Annotated in this window: 13 protein-coding genes; 9 read left to right on the top strand and 4 right to left on the bottom strand. The window is 55.3% G+C overall.

All coding sequences use genetic code 11. The features are described 5' to 3' along the window. Positions 1-36: 36 nt before the first annotated feature. Complete coding sequence (locus IEY52_RS18275) at positions 37-2,883, top strand: PA14 domain-containing protein (RefSeq protein ID WP_189005110.1); 2,847 nt, start codon at positions 37-39, stop codon at positions 2,881-2,883. A 77-nt stretch (positions 2,884-2,960) separates the two neighbouring features. Here the strand turns inward: IEY52_RS18275 and IEY52_RS18270 are convergent, their stop codons facing one another. Beyond that, complete coding sequence (locus IEY52_RS18270) at positions 2,961-4,304, bottom strand: RICIN domain-containing protein (protein WP_189005108.1); 1,344 nt, start codon at positions 4,302-4,304, stop codon at positions 2,961-2,963. A gap of 382 nt (positions 4,305-4,686) precedes the next feature. On the opposite strand from IEY52_RS18270, the gene IEY52_RS18265 reads away from it, so the two are divergent. Continuing rightward, positions 4,687-5,199, top strand: coding sequence for a hypothetical protein (locus IEY52_RS18265; RefSeq protein ID WP_189005106.1), 513 nt, complete (start codon positions 4,687-4,689; stop codon positions 5,197-5,199). A gap of 60 nt (positions 5,200-5,259) precedes the next feature. Here the strand turns inward: IEY52_RS18265 and IEY52_RS18260 are convergent, their stop codons facing one another. Next, complete coding sequence (locus tag IEY52_RS18260) at positions 5,260-6,624, bottom strand: glycoside hydrolase family 26 protein (protein WP_189005104.1); 1,365 nt, start codon at positions 6,622-6,624, stop codon at positions 5,260-5,262. Positions 6,625-7,226: 602 nt separating this feature from the next. Between IEY52_RS18260 and IEY52_RS18255 the strand changes: the two genes are divergently transcribed. Next, entirely contained in the window at positions 7,227-9,371 is a 2,145-nt protein-coding gene (locus IEY52_RS18255; protein ID WP_189005102.1) for a fibronectin type III domain-containing protein, read from the top strand. 12 nt (positions 9,372-9,383) lie between these two features. Next, complete coding sequence (locus IEY52_RS18250) at positions 9,384-9,644, top strand: hypothetical protein (protein ID WP_189005093.1); 261 nt, start codon at positions 9,384-9,386, stop codon at positions 9,642-9,644. A 35-nt stretch (positions 9,645-9,679) separates the two neighbouring features. Here the strand turns inward: IEY52_RS18250 and IEY52_RS18245 are convergent, their stop codons facing one another. After that, the gene (locus IEY52_RS18245) at positions 9,680-11,128 is read right to left on the bottom strand and encodes a sensor domain-containing diguanylate cyclase (protein ID WP_189005091.1); all 1,449 of its coding nucleotides are present in this window, start codon (positions 11,126-11,128) and stop codon (positions 9,680-9,682) included. 312 nt (positions 11,129-11,440) lie between these two features. Between IEY52_RS18245 and IEY52_RS18240 the strand changes: the two genes are divergently transcribed. From IEY52_RS18240 to IEY52_RS18220, 5 genes are all read left to right on the top strand, one after another. Continuing rightward, positions 11,441-12,040 carry a hypothetical protein gene (locus IEY52_RS18240; RefSeq protein WP_189005083.1) on the top strand — a complete coding sequence of 200 codons (600 nt, stop codon included), beginning with the start codon at positions 11,441-11,443 and terminating at the stop codon, positions 12,038-12,040. Positions 12,041-12,477: 437 nt separating this feature from the next. Beyond that, on the top strand, positions 12,478-12,885 hold the full coding sequence (locus tag IEY52_RS18235; protein ID WP_189005081.1) for a hypothetical protein: 408 nt from the start codon (positions 12,478-12,480) through the stop codon (positions 12,883-12,885). Positions 12,886-12,961: 76 nt separating this feature from the next. Next, positions 12,962-13,129, top strand: coding sequence for a hypothetical protein (locus tag IEY52_RS18230; RefSeq protein ID WP_189005079.1), 168 nt, complete (start codon positions 12,962-12,964; stop codon positions 13,127-13,129). Positions 13,130-13,238: 109 nt separating this feature from the next. Next, entirely contained in the window at positions 13,239-15,518 is a 2,280-nt protein-coding gene (locus IEY52_RS18225) for a glycoside hydrolase family 31 protein (RefSeq protein WP_189005077.1), read from the top strand. Positions 15,519-15,597: 79 nt separating this feature from the next. Continuing rightward, the gene (locus tag IEY52_RS18220; protein ID WP_189005075.1) at positions 15,598-16,932 is read left to right on the top strand and encodes a sensor domain-containing diguanylate cyclase; all 1,335 of its coding nucleotides are present in this window, start codon (positions 15,598-15,600) and stop codon (positions 16,930-16,932) included. 72 nt (positions 16,933-17,004) lie between these two features. On the opposite strand, the gene IEY52_RS18215 is transcribed toward IEY52_RS18220, so the two are convergent. After that, positions 17,005-18,396 (bottom strand): S8 family peptidase, encoded by a 1,392-nt coding sequence (locus IEY52_RS18215; RefSeq protein WP_229684864.1) that lies wholly within the window; start codon positions 18,394-18,396, stop codon positions 17,005-17,007. Positions 18,397-18,486: the final 90 nt, after the last annotated feature.

Raw genomic sequence — 18,486 nt, 5'->3', positions numbered from 1 at the left:
CCGTAAGCCCTATTCCTATTTACAAGAGGTCAATTTATGCAAAACCTGAAACGCAGCCTGCTGCTCTTTGGAGCACTCGGGCTCACTGGCTGTGGGATGCTGGCTGTCCCCAAACCGTCGCCTGTTTCTGAAAGCAGCTCCCACTCCACTGAAATTCTCCGCCAGGGAGCCATTCCGCTGTGCAACAATGTGGCTCTGGGAGGAAATCACCCTTATGGCCTGGGAGGATCCCTCTGGAGACAGTGGGTGTATCTCAATGACAACAGCACACCACTGAACTACTCCACATTCACCACGGATCTGCCCCTCCCTGGCAACATGAGCATCAGTCCTTACGTATACGACTCCTCAGGTGGCCTTGTTTATCCCAGTCCGATCATCTATCAGTATGTTTACAACCCTGGATTCAATGTTTCTGGCATTGAGGCCTCCACCAGGCACCCCATCCCTCAGGTGCCCCTGAACAGCAGGGCAAGTTACGGGCCTATTTATGCTGGCAGTGCCCAACAATACGCATTGCCGGTGGTGAGCATTGCCAACAACTTCAAGTTGCTGGATGGAAATGGCAATGCCATCAAAGACAACAATGGAATTGATATCGTCAATTCAGGCATACAGACTTATTATCCGAGCATCAATGGCAATCAGGTGCGCTTTTCTGGAGGCCAGAGCCTGAAACTGGAGTTTTACCTGGACCCTTTGGTGAAGACCCGCAAGGAGATCATTGAGGCGGATTATACGGATCCTGCCACAGGGCAGACCAAAACCGACTGGGTGGAGGTGGACATGCCGTACCAGGAAGCCACCCTGAAGGTGACCACCCCGAGTTACATCGTGTATGAGCCCTATGGGCAGAAGACTTACCAGACCAGCACCAACCCGTTGCCAAACTTCAAGTTCAATCTGCGTGGTTTTAACAACAGCGTGACCAATGACCATCGCTTTTTGATGCAACAGGGCATTGCTTATAACCGTCCAAGCACCATTGCCCTTGAAGATCTGACGACCTGGAACAACTGGCTGGACACCCGTCAGGATTTTGTGCTGGGGTGGAATGTGTACAACCAGAAAGTGGCTTCTGCAACGATGAATGCCAACGGTGAGCCGGTGGTGAATGCGGCCACGGCAACCACCCAGAGCAACTGGAATCTGGGGACCCCCGGATATGCCAACGACAGGAACTGCCTCAGCAAGACTTTTGCAGTGGAGGAGGGAAGCCCTCAGCGGTTTTCCGTGGTTCAACCTGCAGCTCAGGTGTATCAGCCAGGAACGTTCAGTGACACCCAGCAGGGACTCAAAGCAGAATACTTTGACAATGCAGATTTCACCAACAAGCGCACCGAACAGTTGAATGCCAACATCGGTTTCAACTGGGGTGGGTATTCTCCTGCGCCGTACGTGTCCCCTGAGACCTACAGTGTGCGCTGGTCGGGTACACTCACCCCTCCGGTGAGTGGAAGGTACACCCTGAAATTCACAGGGGGCAGCAATGTGCGGGTGAGCCTGAACAAAATGCGCATTGTGGATGCCTGGACGGGAACCCCTGATCTGGTGAACCAGCCTGCATCGGGTGAGGTTTATCTGCAAGGGAACAGGAAATACAACATTCTGGTGGAGTACAAGCAAAACACGGGCAATGCCCAGGCCAGACTGGAATGGAGTTACCCTGGAAAAACCATGGAGGTCATTCCTGCTGCCTCCTTCACTCCAGTGGAAGCGCCCGTGACCCCTGTGTATCTGAAGCCCGTGCATGTGGGGATGGAGTATGTGCTTGCTGCCATGGAAGACGGCACTGTGCGTGGGTGGGGCAACAACTCAGCCAACCAGATTGGCAATGGGGTGATCACTGATCCAGTGGTTTACAGAAATGCTCCAGTGCCTGGATTGCAGAACATCAGTGAAGTGTCTTTCTACTCTTCCAGTTCCACTTCTGAATTGCACAATCTGGCCCTGGATGACAATGGCGATGTCTGGGCCTGGGGAATCAGCAACAGCTATGGTGAACTGGGTCGTTCTTCTGCCAATCCAAGTGCATACACCATTCCACAGAAAGTGGTGGGCTTGTCCAACATTGCCCGGATTTATGCCAGCAACCGAACCAGTCTTGCTGTAGCAAAAGATGGCAAAATCTACCAGTGGGGATCCATCATTGATCCTCATGTCCAGAGTGGGTATGCGTCAAAATCCGTTCCAGAAACCCTGAAAAAAGATGCTGCAGGGAATGAGTTTACAGGTGCCAGAGAAGTTGTTGCGCTGCGTTTTAATGCAAATGGGTTTGCCATTTTGAAGACAGATGGAACAGTGTGGACTTTTGGAACCACAAACAATGATGGAATCCTGGGTGTGGGTTACCCAGGCTATTCTCTGTACCCTGTTCAAATTCCTGGTTTGAGCAACATTGTTTCCATTGCTTCCAGTGAATCATCTGGAACGGTTTATGCGATTTCTGCCTCTGGAGAAGTCTGGACCTGGGGCAGATCACAAGCCAAAACCACTGCAGCCCAGGTGAACAATTATGCTCCTGTGAAATTGGAGGCCCTGGCAGGCCAGAAGATTGTGCAGGTGGCTGTGGGTGCAGATTACACCATTGCCCGCAACGATCAGGGAGAACTTTATGCCTGGGGCAATGGGAACTACTTTGGAACAGGCAACACCTATGCAAACCAGTATGTCTATCCTCCTGTGAGATTGCCCATTTCTGACAGTTTCCAGTTCGTATCGGTGGATTCCAGCATTCGCACTGTGGCTGCCATTGATGTACAGGGAAAAATTCACGGATGGGGGAGCAATCAGTGGTGTTTGATAAACTACAATCCCAGTTGCTCTGGAGATTATCTCTATCCTGCCACTTATGTTCTGTCTGGCTTTGTGAAAACCTACTGAACCTTTTTATCTGAAGCACATCAACCAAATAGCCCTCTCTGGAAAAACTTCAGAGAGGGTTTTGTTTTTTCAGGGTTTTACTGCACGTTCACCGAAAGCCCTTTGACCCAGATGTTCCCGCTGCCTCCAGAAGTTTCATCTCCGAACTCAATCCCAGACAGGTAATAACTGTTGCTGGTGTACCCCCTGTTGACCGAATCCTGGATGAAGTTCTTGAAGTTCAGGCTGCCTGCGTTGCGCCTTGCAGGTCCCTTGTAAGTGATGTACTCCCAGCTTGCTCCGTTGCCGGACATGTGGGTTTTGTAGATGTCGTAGTACACGCCGTCGATGGTGGTTCCGGCCACGCGGCTTCCAGCAGGGTTGGCGGCACTGTCGTAATCCAGCCAGACCATGATTTCGGTGGCGATGTCTCCGGGGCGTGCGGTGCCTGCGCCTGGGGAACGGGTCAGCCAGATTTCGGGGGCAAAGTCATAGTGACCGCTGCGGGTGGCTTCCACATCCCAGTTGAGGATCACGTTTTTCATGCCATTCACGGCCATGGGGAAGCGGGCATCGGTGCTGGGGGCGTTGTCCCAGGGTTTCCAGCCAAAAATGATCTCTGGGTAGGCGTAAACGGAGGGGTCATAACCGGGCCAGTTCCAGTTCCAGCCGTACTGCTTCACGCCGTTCACGGTGCGTTCCTGCAGGCACTGCTTCCAGCCGGAGGTTTTGAAGCTGCCCCAGGTGTTGTTCACGTATTTGTAGGGGCCAGAGTTGAGGGTGGCGTATTCCTCGCAATACTCCTTGGAGGGTCCAGGTCCAGGGCCAGGTCCGGTACCATGCGAGGTCGGAATGAACCTGAACTTTTGGTTGTTGCCCTGCACACAGGACCACTGGGTCAGGTTGGCCCCGTTGTTCTGGCTGATTCCGGCGATGTCCAGGCACAGGTTGCTGTGTTTGGGAATCAGGCTGTAGGTGTTGTTCCCCAGATCCCACAGAGCATAAAGCTGATTCCTGAGGTTGGGGTCATCGGGGTTGCTGTGGCAGTCCCACTGCCCGACGTTGGCTCCATTGTTCATGGCCATGCCCATCACATCCATGCATTTCTGGGAGTGCTGCGCCTGGATCTGGTAGTACACCCCTCCGGCATACACCCGTTTGAATTTCCAGTCCTGGTTGTAGTTGGGGTTGTTGTCCACGCAGTCCCACTGCCAGACCTGCGCCCCGTTGCTCTGGCTGATTCCGGAAACATCCAGGCATTTTCCGCTGTGCACGGCCTGCATGCGCACGATTTTGCCATCTCCGATGTCTGCCCCTCCGCCCGAGTGGGCCTGGGGAGAGAGGGTGGATTTTAAGGTCTGAGGGGCGTTCTGACCGCATGAGGCCAGCAGCATGAGGCCAAGCAGGGCCAGTCCCTGGTGGGGTTTCTGGGGGTGCAGCATGTGACTCCTTTGGGGTTGTGGAATGGGTTGATGGTAGCGCAGGGGATCTGAAAAAGCCTGAAATGGCAGGTGGTTTTTCAGGCATTTAGGTTTTCAGAAAGTTTTGCCAGCTCAGCACAACGACATCTCACCATGCTCCTTTGATCTTCCAGGATGGCCGGAACAACCAGCGTTTCCGTTTCCTGCCTGTTTCACACTGAAGTTCATTTCAACCCTGCTGCAGACACCGCTTTTTGAGGTCTGGGCCTCTGAAAGCCAGCACTTCAGGGCTGATACACTGGGGCCATGTTGTCTTCTCTGTGCGGTTGTTCCAGATTTTATACAGCTTTTCCTTGCGGTGACAGGTCAAAGGACGTTCTGTTGCAGTCCAAAAGGAGATTGCATGGGGGTTTTTGATCACACCTGTGCGCTCACCCGCACCAGCATCAGTGTCCGGGATCCAGTGATGCTGGTGGCGCTGCACTGGACAGATCGAGACCTTGCCAGCACCCACAAATTGCTCGAAATGCTGGACCGTCCACCCACCAGAGACCTGAACCAGCTTTTTCGCTTTTGTGGTTCTGGAACCTATGATGATCGGGGCAGTGTGGGGCACTTTGACCACATGGAGGGCTGTACTGCAGATGACTTTTGGTGGAACTTTCAGTTCATGTGCCACCTGAATGCGGTCACGGATTTCATGGGCGAGAGCCTCCAGCAGGCAGAAGACCCGTTTTCCTATCTGCAGACCTTCCTCAAGCAATGTTCACAGGCACGGATTGAATTGTTTGGACACAACCTGCTGGGAGAGCAGCTTTTTGACCAGCATGAGCTGGACTTGCAAACAAAATTGCATCGGATCACTGGTGAAGTGCTGCTTCGCAAGCAAAAGCAACTTGAAGAGTGGGACAGCTGAATTTATTACCGCCAATGAAAAAGGACCCGCACAGGGTCCTCTTTCGGCTGGCTGCGCTCTCTATTTCCCCAGCAGCCAGCTGCCACTTTGCAGCTCTGCTTGGAAGTGGTCCCGGATGAAGGCATTCTGTTGCAAACGGTGGTCTCCCCAGTAACCGCTGGGACAGGCTGGACCTCCTGCTGTGGCTCCGTCAGAGCAAATCCAGCTGGCCTGGCTTTGCCAGAAGGTGTTGATGTAGGCCACGCTGCGAATCACGTCTTTGTTGTCTGAGATGAACTTGAAGTAAGGCACATACCAGCCGTCCCAGATCTGCTGGTCCGAGAGGTCTTTCTGGGTGCCGTTGAAGATGGTTTTCACGGTCTTGTGGGTCAGGTCATACCCCTGAGGGGCAGATTCACTGATCTGCACGGGTTTGTTGTGGGCACGGGCAAATTTGAGGATGGCGTTCTGGGCCTGGGTGGGGGTGTAGAGGGCGTATTTGCTGCCTTCTCCCCAGGTCTCCATCCAGCTGGTGCCGTAAAAGTAACTGACGCCCACCCAGTCCACCACGTCATCTCCGGGGTAAAAGGAGTCCAGCATGGCCTGCCCGAATTTCTCATCGGTGGGGGAGAGGGGATGGTGGAAATCTTTGCTCCCGTTGTACCGCAAATCCCGATACCAGCCGTAAGGCACACCGTCTGGATCTCCAAATTCGCCGCCCTGGTCGTAAGGCTGGGGCCATGCCGAGGCCTGCCACACGTAGGCCACGTTGTCGGTCTGGGCGTTGATGGTCTTTTTGATTTCTTTGAAGGCATCCCGGTAAAGCTGGGCGTTGAAACAATTCCAGGGTCCGTCAAATTCATACCCGATGCGCAGGAACACTTTCTTTCCGGTCAGGCTCTTGAAATACTGCCCCAGTTGCTCAAAGTAGTAGCGGTACTGGCCTTTCAGTTCGGGGGTGAGGTCCCCGTCATTGCGGTCCAGCATGGCCCTGAGGGGTTGCTGGGCACAGTTCACAGAGGTGCCACTCAGCCACAGGCCCACACTGAGGGTGTCCGAGGTGCTGTACTGGTCCACACTGGCCTTGAAATCCACTTTGCCACTTCCCAGGTTGATGCTGTTGCTGGCGTATCCCTGGCCGTATTCGTGTTTTTCGTTGTGAGGCACCCCACCCAGCACCCGCCACTGTTCATTGTCTGGAACGGTGTTTCCGATGTTGGTGTAGAGGGTGATGCCTGCAGGGGCAGGGAAACCAGCCCCGTCAATCAGGTCTTTTCTGGCGTCTGAGAGGGTGTCGCTGTCCTGGCCCAGAATGAACTGGATTTTGCCGTTCTCGGGCAGGAATTTTCCTGAGAAGGTAGGGGAGACGGGGGTTTTCTGGGCGCAACTGAGCATCGAGGTGAGCAAAACCACCGACAGCAATAGGGGTTTCTGGGTCCGGGTCATGGTGTCCTTTCAGAACAGGTTGGAGGATGACCAGATCATAACCCCATATTGAAAGCGCTGTCAAGAATGTAATTGGTGTATAAACAACGTTCTGGATGGAGTTTCTGAAATTTCAGAAAGTGTTTCAAAGGATCTGAAAAAAGGTTTTGGGCCAGACGTTCAAGGGCACCCGCAAAGGAAAGTTTGTCACAAAACTGAACCAATGCGGAAAAAGCCCCAAAAGCGTCCTTTTTGCTTCTGAAAGTCTTTCTGAAATTTCAAAAAAATTGCTGTCTAGACAGTTTCAAACTTTCAATCTGTTTCCATGAAACGCCCAAAAATGAACGCTGGATCAGGTTTGAAGGTGAAACACCCGAAAGACAATGCGCTTAAAGATTTTGAAAAAAGCCCGTTTGACAAGCGTTTTTCTCCTTTCATGCAGCTTTTTGAATGCATTTGACATGAACCGGGTCCAGACCTACACTGCAAACAAGACACCCACAATTCAGCACCCTTTTCGCAGAAGATCCACACGACAGCCTCCATTCTGAAATCGCTTTCAATGGTTGCTGCATGGATTGCTGCACGTTCCCGTGGCTGTCATTCACCCTTCCAGGAGAACCATGAAACAACAGATCCTCACCCCTCTGGCCTTCCTCAGTGTCGCCCTGATCATCAGCAGTTGCTCCCAGCAGACCCCCAGCCATGCCAGCTTTCAGAAGCAGGCCGTGACCGGCAAATTCACCGGCGACAGGATCATGGTGATTTCCGGCCAGACCACCGACGGCATCAGCAACTACCAGCAGAACTTTCCCGGCAAATACGCAGGCGTCACCCTGTATGTCAATCCTGCCCTGCAGACCAGTGGGTTCACCGGAGGCAGCACCCCCGCGTGGTACTCCAGTGGCTACGGCAACCAGGACCTGAACCTCGCCAGGAGCGCCACCGGACCCCAGCAGGCCCTGACTGTGGGCATCTGGATGGGGCAGGCCTTTGACACCGACATTGCCAAAGCCATCGACCCCAGCAAACCCTGGCAGGGAGACATCCAGAACACCATCGATGGTTCCCCGGTGGGTACGGGCCTGCTGCAGAACATGCGCAGCATCATCACGGACCTCAAAAATTCTGGCCGTCCGGTTTTTGTGCGCCTCGGCTATGAAGCAGAAGGCCCCTGGAACGGCTACTGGCCCGACGCCTACAAGACCATCTGGAGCTGGTTCAAGGCCGAAACACAGCGCCAGGGTGCCACCAACATTGCCCTGGTCTGGCAACTGGCTGCATGGTGCAACGGCGGGGTGCTCTCTGGTGGCGGTCCCCTCAACCCCACCGGCAGCAACACCAACGACACCCGTCCGGTGGGCAGCAACCTTGCGGCCTTTTATGACCAGTGGTGGCCTGGCAGCACCAACGTGGACTGGACCGCCATTTCCCTCTTTGATCAGGGTGGGGAGTGCTCAAATGGGCTGACTGCTGTGCAGAACGTGGTCAACTACCTGAAAACCAAGGGCAAGCCCATCATGATCTCCGAATCCACCCCCAGAGGTTACACCCTGGCACCAGATGGTCAGGTCAAGTTCGAGCAGACCGGCAAAACCACCCGCACTGGACTGACCGGGCAGACGGTGTGGAACGAGTGGTACAACCCCTACTTCAACTTCATTGAAGCCAACCAGAACGACATCCGCGCCATCGCCTACATCAACGACAACTGGGAAGCCTACAGCCACTGGGCCTGCACCCTCAGCAGCAGTGGCGGTGTGGTGAACGGCTGCGCAGAAGGGGAGTGGGGCAACAGCCAGCTTTCTGCCAACGCCACGGTGAAAACCAACTGGAACGCCCGCATCAGCAACGGACTGTACCAGTTCACGGTGGGGACAGGCACCGGAGGAGGCGGCTATGACACCACCGCCCCCACGGTCCCCGGCACCCTGACCAGCCCCGGCAAAACCAGCAGCAGCATCAATGTTTCCTGGGGAGCCAGCACCGACAACGTGGGCGTGTCCAGCTACGAAATCTATGTCAACAACGTGTTGAAAGGCACCAGCAGCACCACCAGTTACACCATCACAGGTCTGGCTGCCAGCACCGCCTACAGCATCAAAGTGCGCGCCCTGGACGCCGCAGGAAATGCTTCTGCTTTCAACACGGCCATCAGCGTGACCACCAATGCCCCTTCCAGCGACACGCAGGCCCCCACAATTCCGGGAACGCTGACCAGCCCCGGCAAAACCAGCAGCAGCATCAATGTTTCCTGGGGTGCTTCTACAGACAACGTTGGGGTGTCCAAATATGAGGTGTACGTCAACAACGCCCTCAACGGCAGCAGTGGCAGCACCTCTTACACCATCTCTGGACTGACCGCCAACACTGCATACAGCATCAAAGTGCGTGCCCTGGACGCTGCAGGAAATGCCAGTGCATTTAACACCCCCATTTCAGTGACCACCAGCAGCCAGAGTTCCAGCATCAACATCCCCGGTGTGGTGACCTCATCTGTGGGGGCAATTGCCAATGGAACCAGCAAAACCTTCAATGTGAGTGCCACACAAAATGCCAAGTACAAGTTCCTGATCACATCAAACAGCAGCCAGAACAGCCAGCTGCTGGATGTCTCCTTCAATGGTGAAACCGTCACCCAGGCCATCAACGCTGGAGGGACCATCACGGCATATTTCCAGGCGGTGACCAGTGGGGCGAAAACCCTGACCATCACGGCAAGAAGTGGCAGTGTCTCCATCGGCAAAATGGAAGGCCAGACCTGGTGAGGTGAAACACAGATGCTCCTCTGGACAGCCACCATCGTGGAGTTTCAACTTGTGGACCACACTGCATTTTCCATTGCCCACTTTCTGGTCTACCTGACTGAAGCGGAATACCAGGCCTACCAGAAGGACCCTTCAAAAGCCTGCACCATCCGTTACCATGCGCGGCATGGTCCTCCTCTGGAAGTGCAGTGCCAACCGGCCCAGCAGGTGTTGCCCCTCGAAGATGGCACTTACGAGCTGAAATTCCTGCCCTTGCACCTCTCTTACCGCTGATCGAGCAAGCAGATTCCGAATTCGGGGTCTGCTTTTCAGGTTTTTCCCCGATGTCTTGCTTTCATCTGGTACATGCGTTCATCGGCGAGGTGCAGCAATTCCAGGGCCTGCTGGCATTCCTCTGGATAGAAAGCGATGCCTGCACTCACATCCGCCTCCGGAAAATCCTGTTCCTGAACTTCCCGGATCAAATCCTGCACCCGCAGGTGGATGGTTTCGCTGGAATGGATGGGGCTGTGGGCCAGGATCACCGCGAATTCATCTCCGCCCAGACGGTAACAGCGGTCTTCCAGGCGCATGTGCTGCCTCAGTTCCCGGCCAAAAGCCTGCAGCACACGGTCTCCGGCTTCGTGGCCCTGTCCATCGTTGATGGTCTTCAAGCCGTCCAGGTCCAGCACCATCACGCCCAGAGGGTGTCCGTGGCGTCTGGCACGGGCGTGTTCGGCCTGCAGGTCCTGCTCAAAGGCCCGGCGGTTGCCCAGTCCGGTCAGGGCGTCGTGCAGGGCGGCCTGTTCCAGCAGGTACATTTGCTCCTGGCGTTCCAGCGCCACGCGGATGCTGCGTCCGGCGCTGTCCAGCAGGTTGCGGTCTTCTTCGGTCCAGCTGCGGTTGCCGTTCAGCCAGCTGGCCACAAAAAGCAGTGGGTTCATGGTTTTGCTGCTGAGGGGCACCAGCGGAATGTAAGCCACTGCAGTGACGCCAGCAGCCACAAATTCTGCACGGGCTCCAGGATGTTTGAGGCTGTACTCCATGTACATGGGGGAGTTGCTTTCCAGGCTGCGCCAGGACAGCCCTTTGCCTCTGGGGATGGGTTGCTGGGTGGCTTGCAGGAAAGCTTCACTGGCATGCTGGGTCACGTACACGGTGGTGACATGTCCAGCATTTCCTTTCACGGTCATCAGGCCGGTGTAATCCAGCCCTGCCGCCTGGGCCAGAATCCAGCTGGCTTCGCGGGCCACATCTTCAGGGGGCAGGTTGTCTTCCAGCAGGCGGGAAATCCGGGTCTGGGCTTGCAGGTAACGCATGGCCCGGTCCCGTTCCTGTTCGGCTTTTTTGCGCTCGCTGATGTCTGAGAACTGCACCACAAATTGCTGGGGTGTTCCTGCGCTGTCCCGCACCACCGAGAGGTGGCGCTGGATCCACACCACATGACCGTCTTTGTGCAGGAAGCGTTTTTCCTGGTCCAGGCTGCTCACGGTGGAGTCCTGCAGCTGCACCCGGATCTGCTCGATGTCCTCCTGATCTTCCGGGTGAATGAAGTTCCAGATGGGCTGTTGCAGAAGCTCAGTTTCGCTGTACCCCAGGATGCGGCAAGCAGCCGCATTCACCTGCAAAGGATGACCATCTGTGCCCACCAGCATCTGACCCATGGGAGCATGGTGCATGGCTGCTTGCATCCGATGGGCATGGGTTTGCTGTCTGATTTGCAGGGCTTGCAGCACAGAGCGCGTGGGTTGCAGGGAAGACTGGGGTTTCAGGGGCATGCTGAGTTGCTTTCAGAGGACTTCGGAGTCTGCTTTGCATCTGGGGAATCCCCTGGCAAAGACAGGGCAAGTTGCTCAGGTCGAGTTTAAGGAACAAGGGTGTGGATATGGAACAAAATCCATGAGGAATTATACAGGGATGATTGGGATTTGGATGTGTTCTGTTTGCATTTGGGTCAACTCTTCATTTTTGTGTTTTATTACATTTGTAGAGCATTGTGAAATCAAACATTCAGAGATCATGGATTTATAATGCATGGTTAAACTCTTGTTTGGCTTCCCAGACGTGTTAAATTGTTTTCACAATTGCACATGAGAATCTTGTGGGTGCTGCACGCCTACACTACAGCCATGTCAGAGTTGCAGGTGGTGCAGGGTTACATATCGGTGTATGAGGTGCTGGGTCAGGTGGGAGAGTTGTATCCGGGGAAAACCTGGAAGAAACTCCTCAGAGACCACACCGCCACCCTGCCAGACCACACCCTCAAGCAATTCATGATGAGCGATGGCCGCAAGGGTCGTCTTGTTCCGGCCATCCGCTTGCAGGATTATGCCCGCCTGGTGCGGCATCTGGACCACCTGGATCCTGTGCAGACCTCCCATGATTTTTTGCCCGGGCGAGAAAAAGAGCTGCTGCGCTTCCTCTCCAAAGCGTTCCGTGATCTGGAGCCTGTGCTGGCCTTTCAACACAGCGAGGTGGTTCTGGATTTGTATTTTGTGCGTTCACAGGTGGGGGTCCTGCTGCATTCTCCCCGGCGTGCAAGGCTGTCACAGTACGTGTTGCAGGGCTTGCAACGTGAATTGGGTTGCGTGGTGTTGCCCGTACATCCCTATCAGGAGGGTTTTGATCTGGGTGAAGTGTTGTGGGAACTCCGACGGTTGATCCAGCAGCAAGAACTGCAAAGCCTCTGAAGTTTTGTGTTTTTTGCTGTTGCACAAATAAATGAAATTGCTTGATCCAGTGAAGTGACAATGGGGAACATTGTGCTTCATGTTTCTTATGTGTGTCAGCAGACATTGAGAGATCCCACAGAGCCGCTTCAGTTGCAGGTGTTATCGTGTCTTTCAGAAGCCATGCCTGAAACGGAAATCCTGAATTTGATTCAGGAGCATGTTTGATGAATCATTGTCAATTCTTAAAAATCACATGTTGACATTAACAATAAAATTCTATCAAGAAATTATCATCTGTTTGTCATTAAATTAAATTAACTTGAAGAAGTCGAACAGAGACCCGAATGCAAAGGCTTTGCAAAGAGGTCTTTGCGGGGAATGCTCAGTTTGATCTTGATTGTTTGAACCATCGCAAATTCAGTTTTAAGCCTCTCGTCATCCAAAGGAGCACTAAGATGAGCAACCAAAACAGTGGTAAAAGTGGACAGCAAGGCAACCAGGGCGGCAACCAGCAAGGCAAGCAGGACGGACAGGGCCAGGGCAACCAGCAATCCACCCAGGGCGGCAATCAGGGTGGCAACCAGCAAGGCAAGCAGGGCGGACAGGGCCAGGGTGGAAACCAGGGCAATGAAGGCCGTCACCAGCTGACCCACGAAGAGCGCATGCGTGGCGGAGAAAACTCCCACAAAAACGACCAGCAATCCACCCAGGGTGGCAGTCAGGGCAATCAGGGCCGTGGAGGCAACCAGGGCGGCAACGATGAAGGCCGTCCTGAACTGACCGACGAAGAACGCGCCCGTGGTGGCCGCAATTCCCACGACAACGACGGCAAATCTGGACAGGGTGGCGGTGGAAACCGCTGACCTGCACCTCTTGACCCATCCTCACCTTTGAAACAGCACCCCCTGGAACTCCAGGGGGTGCTGTTTTTGAAGAGAAATGGCCATCACCAGAATTGTCCTGCATTTGCACATCAATGCTTTTGCGCACCCCGTTGCCTTTTTTGCTGGCAGCAGATCCAGAAAGCAAGAAATCCCACATGATGAATTTCTTTTCAAGAAGCCATCAGCTGTTTATCACCCGAAAAAAATCCATTTTGCTTTTTAAAAAGCCAGACTGAACTTGAACAGCAGGACCAGGATGCTGAAAAAGCACCTGCGGATGGACTGAAGATCCTTCCTGACTTTGATTCCCTGATTTTCAGGCAGAGGTGTTTATGTTTGAAAAACTGGAAAAGAGAAGCAACAAAGTGGTGCTGCGAGGCATCCATGCCCGTGCAGAAATCATGCATCCGGCCACCCGGGTGTGGCGTTACCGGGTGCATCCCCAGGGGTACATCGAAGGGGAAGACCTGCCAGAAAAACACAGTTTCGCTGTGCTGGACCCACGGGAATTGCCATTTGACCTGGACGACCAGGGAGAAAAGTGGGTCTGCAGTGCAGGCGATTCCAGCCTGCACATCACTTTTGATGGGAAGGTCAACCTGAGGCTGGATGGAGCGCCTGTGGCCCGGATCGATGGGGTGTCTGGCACTTTAGAGCCTGCCGAACCCATCAACATCTGCACCAGCATCCTGACCCTGTATGCCCCTCCGGGCGAGAGTTATATGGGTTTCGGAGAGAAAACCGGGCCGCTGGACAAAAGGGGCCTCAAATTCAAGTTCTGGAACACCGACATTGCCCCCCACCAGCCTGACTCGGATCCGCTTTACCAGTCCATTCCCTTTTTCATGGCCTTGCATGCCGGGAAAGTCTGGGGCTTTTTTCTGGATGAAAGTTCCCGTTCCGAGGTGGACATTGCCCAGAGCCACCCTGAAAAGATCTCCTGGAAAGTGGAGGGTGAGGGTCTGGACATGTATTTCATTCTGGGAGACACCCCGGCAGAAATCCTGCGCCGCTACACCGAAATCACCGGACGCATTCCCATCCGTCCGCTGTGGGCCATGGGACTGCACCAGTCCCGGTACAGCTATGAATCTGATGAACAGGTCAAAAAGGTGATTTCCCTGTACCGCAAGAATGGCATTCCTCTGGATGTGGTGCACCTGGACATCCATCACATGGAAGGCTACAAGGTGTTCACCTTTCATCCGCAGCGCTTTCCAGAACCCCTCAAACTGTCCCGGTGGGCGGCAGAGCAGGGGGTGAAAATCATCACCATCATGGATCCGGGCCTCAAAAAAGAACCCGGATACGGGCCTTACGAGGAGGCTGCCAAAAAGAAATTCCTGGTGCAGACCAACCGCGGAGATGTGCTGCAAGGGGAGGTGTGGCCAGATCCTGCCGTGTTTCCTGATTTCATCCGGCCCGAGGTGCGGGAATGGTGGGGAGCGCAGCACCAGACCATGCTGGACCAGGAGATTGCAGGGTTCTGGAACGACATGAACGAACCGAGCTGCACCACCGTGCACAGCCCCCACGACCCCAGAAAAGTGCAAGGCAAGACCCTGCCAGATGACGCGCAGCACGGGAAGCACTATCACCTGGAGGTGCACAACGTGTATGGCCTCTGCATGTGCAGGGCCACCTTTGAAGGCCTGCTGAAACTGCAGCCTGACAGACGCCCTTACATCATCACCCGTGCAGGGTATGCAGGCATCCAGCGTTACGCCACCGTCTGGACCGGAGACAACAGCTCCTACTGGGAGCACATGGAACTCAATCTGCGCATGTTGCTGGGCCTGGGCCTCTCTGGCGTCACCTGTGTGGGCAGCGACATCGGGGGTTTTCTGGGGTATTCCAGTGGCGAACTGGTCACCCGCTGGACCTGGCTGGGGGTGTTTTTTCCCTTCATGCGCAACCACAGCGCCATTGGAACCAACTACCAGGAGCCCTGGGCTTTCCCGGAGTATTTGCCCTTCATCAAGGCCGCCATTGAACTCAGGTACCGCCTCCTGCCCTACATTTACACCCTGATGAAAGAAGGCACCGAGAACGGCATGCCCCAGATGCGGGCGATGCTGCTGCATTACCCCGAGCACGGGGCGCACTTCGATGACCAGTTTCTGCTGGGGGAAAACCTGCTGGCCACCCCGATCCTGCGTCCTTTCCAGACCCACCGCAGCGCGTACTTCCCCACAGCAGGATGGTCGGAATTCGATGCGCAAACCGGACGGCTGTACGGCTCTGGTTATGAGCTGGTGGCTGCCGGACTGGACCGCATCCCCATGTTCATCCGGCCTGGAGGCATCGTGCCCCTCACCGAAGTGACCCAGAGTCTGGGGACAGCTTACTGGGACAGCATTGAATGGCAGGTGAACGTGCAGGCCGAGGGGGAATACAGGCTGTTTGAAGATGCTGGAGATGGTTTTGAACCCGGTGAATGGACCACAGTCAGAATCCACCACCAGAACGGCAAGATCAAATTGACCCGTGAGGGCCGCTCCAGAAAAGCAGAATCCCTGATGGTCTACGGGCACGCAGGCCGTGAACCTTATCGGGTGGAACTGAAGAAAAACTGGAAGCAGATCACCCTGGACAGCACTGACAATCAATAAAAGCTTTTAACATTTCGCTGCATGGCCTCTGAAAGAACCGAAAAGCTAAAATCCGGTTATTCCTGGGGAGGAACGTTCCATGTCTGACCTGAACCCATCTGCACTTTCCATGCCTCACCTCAACGACCAGAACTTCAGTGTGCAGGAAGAACAACGGCTGCAAAAACTTTACACCTGCGGCATCCTGGACACCCCAGAAGAAACCGTTTTCCAGCACATCGCTGAAGATGTGGCCTTCGCCCTGAACATGCCCCTGGTGATGGTCAATTTTGTGGACCGCAACCGGGTGTGGTCCAAAGTGCGCCTGCAAGCAGAACCCACGCTTCCAGAAGGAGATTTGCCCAGAGAGCATGCTTTCTGCTCCTACACCATCCTTTCAGACGATGCCCTGGTGGTCCCGGACATGCTGCAAGATTCGCGGTTCAATCAGAACCCCCTGGTGACCGGAGGCCCACAGGTGCGTTTTTACGCTGGTGTGCCCCTGATCAGCAAAGAAGGGCACCGTCTGGGCACCGTGTGCTGCATGGACCAGCACCCCCGCGATTTCAGCGAACGGGACCTGGAGCACCTTAAACGGGCGGCCCGCAGGGTCAACCATGAACTGGAACTCTACACCAGGCAAACCGAACACCAGCAGATGCTGCAGGAAATGCAGATCCTGATGTCTGCCTCTCCCAGTGGTTTTCTGCTGCTGGACCAGAATGCACAGGTACTGGACCTCAACCCGGCGGTGTGCACCATCACCGGCATGAACTGGAAAGTCGGAGAGCACTTCGAGCAGGAAGGGCTGTTGCTGGATGACCGCCTCTCCATCTTCGAGCCGATTTATGCCCGCTGGCGCGGCACAGGCTGGTACACCATCACCCGTGTGAAAGTGCCCCAGCAGAACCACGCCCTGCTGGTCTTCGAGGACGTCACCGACCACGTGCAGTGGCAGGCTTCTTTGCAGGAGCGGCTGGATTTGCACCCTGTCACCGGTCTCTACAACCGCAATGCTTTTCATTCCATGCTGGAAGCTGCCCTGGACCAGGGAGGACTGGCCGTGGCTTTTCTGGAACTCGAAGGGCTGGACCGGAACCTGGAAGGCACCCCCGCCGGAGAAGCCCTGCTGCGCGAGATGGCCCGCCGCCTCAGGCAAACCGTGCGGCTCTCCGATCAGGTGTTCCACCTGGAAACCCGTGGCTTTGCCCTGATCCTGCGCGGAGAGGTCACCCCGGAAGTGCTGCATGGCATTGCCCATCGCGTCTTGCACAGTGTGCAGGTGCCGTTCATGTTTGAAGGCCAGCAGGTGGCTTTCGGGCTGAAACTGGGCATCACCCGCCCCAGAGCAGAAGACAGCGCAGATGCCCTGCTGTCCCGCACCGGTCAGATGGTGTATGCCATCAAAGGGGTGGGCAAAGGCCACTTCAACTGAGAGAAAGCATGTGAAAAGCAAAAAACAGGCAGCCATGGCTGCCTGTTTCTGGTTTGAGGTCTGATTTGAAGCTCAGAACCCGCTGACGTTCAGGCGACCCCCCGTCACGGTCTTGCCGGACAGGGAAGCGGTGGGCACGGCAGCAGCCAGAATGGCGTCTTTGATCTGCTGGGCGGTGGCTCCGGGGTGGGTGCTGGCATACAGGGCCGCAGCACCGGAAACGTGTGGGGTGGCCATGGAAGTGCCGTTGTAAGAAGCGTAGGAATTGGTGGGCACCGAAGAGTAAATGGCCACACCAGGGGCACCAATGTCCACGGTTTTCGCTCCGTAGTTGGAGAAGCTGGCCAGTGCCCCTTTGGAGTCGATGGCGGCCACGGCAATCACGCAATCCCAGCCACGGGTTCCGCCATTGGTGCAGTCGTAGTTGGAGGGGTAGTTGGCCACCGAGTCGTTGTTGTCGCTGACCCCGTCGTTGCCCCCGTTTCCTGCTGCAGCAATGAACAGGATTCCAGCGTCACCCGCACGGTTGATGGCATCCAGCAGACCCTGTGAGAAGCCGCCGCCACCCCAGGAGTTGCTGGTTGCCACGAGGTTCAGGCCGTGGCGTTTTTTCAGGTCGGTGAAGTAATCCACGGCCTTGATGGCGTTGGCGGTGGTGCCGCCCCTGCCACCCAGGAATTTGCCGGAAATCAGGGTGACATTCCAGTTTACGCCTGCCACACCCTGACCGTTGCCCCCAATGCCCCCGATGGTGCCAGAAACGTGGGTGCCGTGGCTGTCAGGTCCGGCCCGTTTGGTGCCGTCAAAGATGCTGTTGTCGCCGTTGGCAAAATCCCAGCCGTGGGTGTCATCGATCAGGCCGTTGCCATCGTTGTCCACGCCGTCCACGGGATCGAAGGGGTTGGTCCAGATGTTGGCGGCCAGATCCGGGTGGGTGAACTGGATGCCCTCATCGATCACGCCGATGTAAACACCCTTTGACCCGGTGTGCCCGGCTGCCCACGCTTCTGCAGCCTGACTGCCGTAAATGTTGCTGGGGGCGCTGGCATCGCCATACATGCCCCACAGGTTGTTTCCGGTGAAGTAAGGGTCGTTGGAGGTGGCCTCATGGTTGTAAATCCAGTTGGGCTCTGCGAAATCTACACCAGGCTGGTTTTTCAGCTCCTGAATGGCTTGCTGCACACCCTTGCCGTTGTTGATCTTCAGCAGCTTCAGCACCTTGCCGTTCTTGTGGGCCACGGTTTCTTTCCTGGAGAGCCCGTGGTTTTTCTCAATGGTGCTTTGCTGTGTTTCTGTTGCACTGTATTGCACCAGCACTTCATCTGGTACGTAATTCTGGGCAGGCTGGGCCTGTGGAGCAACCTGCTGTTCATTCACGGCAGTGGTGCTGGGAGATTGGCTGCAGGCTGCCATGAGGGCGGTGAGGGTGAGGGCAGCAAGCGAAATTTTGAAGGTTCTGGACAAGAGCAACTCCTGAAATGTGCTTCTGGTCGCCGCCTTGAAAAGGGACGCCAGCATGAGGGTTCAACAACGTATGACCACCCTGCTGAAGCA

The sequence above is a fragment of the Deinococcus roseus genome, from assembly GCF_014646895.1.
GTDB classification, from domain to species: Bacteria; Deinococcota; Deinococci; order Deinococcales; family Deinococcaceae; genus Deinococcus_C; species Deinococcus_C roseus.
Note: the sequence above shows the minus strand (reverse complement) of the source record. Positions and strands in the feature narration are given on the sequence as shown.